We start from the raw sequence: 3,022 nt of genomic DNA on the forward strand, positions 1-3,022 counted from the left end.
TCAGGGAAAGACCTGGACCGCGCGTCGCGTCCAATCGCTGCGCACGGTGCACAAGATCAGCGGCTATCGCTCTTCCGACAAGAATCGCGAGTGGCTCACCATGTCGGACGCGGCCGCCCGGCTTGGAGTCTCGCACGTCAAAATCCGCCGGTTCATCAGGGATGGCCTCTTGCCCGCCGAGCAGGTCATGCGCGGCGCGCCCTACCAGATCCGCGCCAGCGACCTCGAAGACGAACGGATCAAGGCCGATTTGGCGCGCAATACTCCGCGTCGCATCCACGACGACAACCAAGAATCGCTGTTTTCCGCCATTTGAAAAGGAGGTGCATAATGAATCGGTCTTCGTCTGTGGCCTGATGGCGCGCTCGACGGTGTTGGAGTCGATTTCGATGCGGCCGTCGGTGAGGAAGCGCTCCAGCGCGGCACGCCGGCCGAGCGCATAGCGGATCGCCTCGGCCGGCTTCGATTTTCCCGACAGCTTCGGCAGCTCCTTTTCCCACAGCGCAAAGAGAGCGGCAACGACGGCGGCGGATTTCTCCTGACGCGCAGTTATCCGTACTGCCGGGTCCTGGCCGCGTACGGCCTCCTCGGCGGCCCACAGTGGGGCACCGTCTGCGAGGCGATAACGGAGGAGCCTGCGGCATGCAGTTCGTAGAACTTGCGCCGCACGTGCGACCAGCACGCCGCCAGCGTCACGCCGTCATTGCCCCGATCGGATCGGGCCAGCCGGTTATAGGCGGCGTATCCGTCGACTTGCAGGATGCCGCGATAGCCGTCCAGATGACGGGCGACACATTCGCCGGCGCGGCTGTCCTCGAAGCGGTAGGCGACGATGGGCGGTCCACTGCCGCCAAAGGGCCGATCATCGCGGACATAGGTCCAGAGGTAGGCCGTCTTGGCCTTGCCAGATCCCGGCGCCAGCGTTGGCAGCGTGGTCTCATCGGCGAAGACCCGCTCCCCCTGCTTGATGCGAGCCAGTGCGTAATCGGCGAGCGGCTCGAGCTCGAAGCCGAGCTTGCCCATCCACTGCGCCATCTGTGACCGGTCGATCTCGACCTGATCGCGGGCATAGATCGCTTCCTGGCGGTAGAGCGGCAGGCCATCGGCGTATTTCGACACCGCGATCTGCGCCAGCAGCGCTTCGGTCGGAATGCCGCTTTCGATGATGCGGGCGGGCGCGGCTGCCTGGATGACGCCGTCCCAACCCTTGTAGGCATATTTGGGGCGACGCGTAACGATCACCCGGAACTTCGCCGGGGTGACATCGAGCCGTTCGGAGACGTCCTCGCCGATCAGGATCTTTTCCAGCGCTTCGCAGCCAGCAGGCGTTTCGGGCTCGATGACCACCTCGACCCGTTCGAGATGGGCCGCAAAGCCTTTGCGAGGGCGCGGGGCGCGCTTCGCTTTCGAGCCGCCCGCAGACTTCTCCATCTGCGCTTGGATGGCCGCCACGCCGGTTTCGATCTCGTCGAAGACCAGAGCGTACTGCTCCTCGCTCAGCGCACCGGCCCGCAACCTTTCGGAGCGGCTGCCGAAGCGCGACCGCTCCAGCATCTTCACCACCGCCGTCAGTCGTGCGATCCGCTCCTCGGCGCTCTTGTTGACCAACTCGAGATGCGTATTGTGGGCTTCGAGATCGGCATTACGCTCTTCCAGACCGGCGGCTTTTTCGGCCATGGCAACAACCATCGCCTTGAGCGCGTCAACGTCGTCCGGGAGCGCGAGATCGGGTGCCGACATGGCCAAAATCAGAGCATATTCGCGGCAATTTTCCCGCGTTTTCAGGCCCCTGATTCATCATGCCGCAGGGTTTTACCCAACCGATTGCGGCCGCCTGACGGTCTCCGTTCGAACCCGTTTCCAGTCCATTCCGTCAACCAGAGCCATGAGCTGAGCATGATTGAGCTGGACCCGGTGGTGGCCGATCCGCGGCCAGCAGAACTTCGCCTCATCCAGCCGCTTGGCATAAAGACACACGCCGCTGCCGTCCCACCAGACGATCTTGATCCTGTCCGCTCTTTTGGCGCGGAATACATAAAGTGCGCCGTTGAACGGATCCGAGCCGGCATCGCGCACCAGTGCCAAAAGGCCGTCGGGACCTTTTCTAAAATCGACGGGATGACTGGCGACCAACACCTTCACGCCAGCCGGGATCATGCCTGGCGAACCGCCCGGATAATCCGCACCAGCTGCTCCTCATTGATATCGGCACCGGCGCGAATGACCACGCCACCCAGCTCGATCTCCACCGACGCAGACGCTGTCGGCGTGACCTCGACAAAGCCGAGCCGCTCCGCATCCCTGTGTGGCGTGACCGCACCGCTCTTGATCGCCTTGCTCCGCCAGCCGAACAGCTGGGCCGGCGCCATCCCCGCTTGTCTGGCAATGGCCGATACATTCGCGCCCGGCTTCAGTGTCGCCTCGATCAGCCGCGACTTCGCTTCCGCCGACCAGCGCCGGCGCGGACGCTGCGGGCTTGCCTCCAGTCGGTTGGCAACCGCTTCAAGAACATGGAAACTTCTATCATCAGGCATAGGCGCAGACATAGAAATTGACACTGCAAGCTCCTCGGCTCCTTGCTTCAGTGTCAGTATGTCTCGCTCATCACCTCAAGCCGCGCCAGATGGGGTCAGCTTGGCGCTTACGAAGGATGATCGCTTTTTGCATGTTGATCTGTTGATCTCCTACCGAGTCGATTGGGCTCGGAAGGAAACATCAGGATTATGCGCACCGCATAGCTTGAATGCCGGCCACCATCTCAGAGCGTTTTTAGCTTGGCGTCGCGATAGAAAGGCGGGTGGCGAGAGCGCGCTGCGGTGGATCGCGACGGTGAGCTAAAAACGCTCTGCATTATGTCGAGATCTACGTAAGCGCGATGACCGTCCCTTCACCGGCCTGCGCCGCCGGCGGCGATCTATTACGCATCGAGCGACCGGCGCGGCGAGCGTCCTCAGAAGCATCTGGCCGGGTTCGCCGGCATCCTTCAGTGCGACTGTTACAGTGGCTTCGAGCCGCTGTTCGA

At 62.8% G+C, this 3,022-nt stretch carries 3 protein-coding genes and 2 pseudogenes; 2 read left to right on the plus strand and 3 right to left on the minus strand.

Going from position 1 to position 3,022, the window contains the following annotated elements:
• The first annotated feature begins 100 nt into the window (after positions 1 to 100).
• Positions 101 to 316, plus strand: a complete 216-nt coding sequence (locus tag NKH63_RS31160; protein ID WP_352822961.1) for a helix-turn-helix domain-containing protein — start codon at positions 101 to 103, stop codon at positions 314 to 316.
• Here NKH63_RS31160 and tnpC read toward each other — a convergent pair.
• The 3 genes and pseudogenes from tnpC to NKH63_RS31175 form a co-directional block, all read right to left on the minus strand.
• Positions 302 to 1,740 (minus strand): annotated as a pseudogene (gene tnpC / locus NKH63_RS31165) (IS66 family transposase); the annotation flags it as partial. The gene NKH63_RS31160 and the pseudogene tnpC sit on opposite strands and share 15 nt — an antisense overlap.
• Before the next feature lie 72 nt (positions 1,741 to 1,812).
• Complete coding sequence (tnpB, locus tag NKH63_RS31170; protein WP_023675163.1) at positions 1,813 to 2,157, minus strand: IS66 family insertion sequence element accessory protein TnpB; 345 nt, start codon at positions 2,155 to 2,157, stop codon at positions 1,813 to 1,815.
• Positions 2,154 to 2,534, minus strand: a complete 381-nt coding sequence (locus NKH63_RS31175; protein WP_245274633.1) for a transposase — start codon at positions 2,532 to 2,534, stop codon at positions 2,154 to 2,156. The genes tnpB and NKH63_RS31175 overlap by 4 nt, the downstream gene beginning before the upstream one ends.
• Before the next feature lie 340 nt (positions 2,535 to 2,874).
• Between NKH63_RS31175 and NKH63_RS31180 the strand changes: the two are divergent.
• Positions 2,875 to 3,022: pseudogene (locus tag NKH63_RS31180) on the plus strand (IS66 family transposase); the annotation flags it as partial.

The sequence above is a fragment of the Mesorhizobium sp. M0960 genome (assembly GCF_040319055.1).
GTDB lineage: Bacteria > Pseudomonadota > Alphaproteobacteria > Rhizobiales > Rhizobiaceae > Mesorhizobium.

Bases quoted from the DNA above. Each gene is read 5' to 3' on its own strand.
- NKH63_RS31175 (WP_245274633.1), bottom strand. From the start codon at position 2,534: ATGCCTGATGATAGAAGTTTCCATGTTCTTGAAGCGGTTGCCAACCGA.
- tnpB (WP_023675163.1), bottom strand. From the start codon at position 2,157: ATGATCCCGGCTGGCGTGAAGGTGTTGGTCGCCAGTCATCCCGTCGAT.
- NKH63_RS31160 (WP_352822961.1), top strand. From the start codon at position 101: ATGTCGGACGCGGCCGCCCGGCTTGGAGTCTCGCACGTCAAAATCCGC.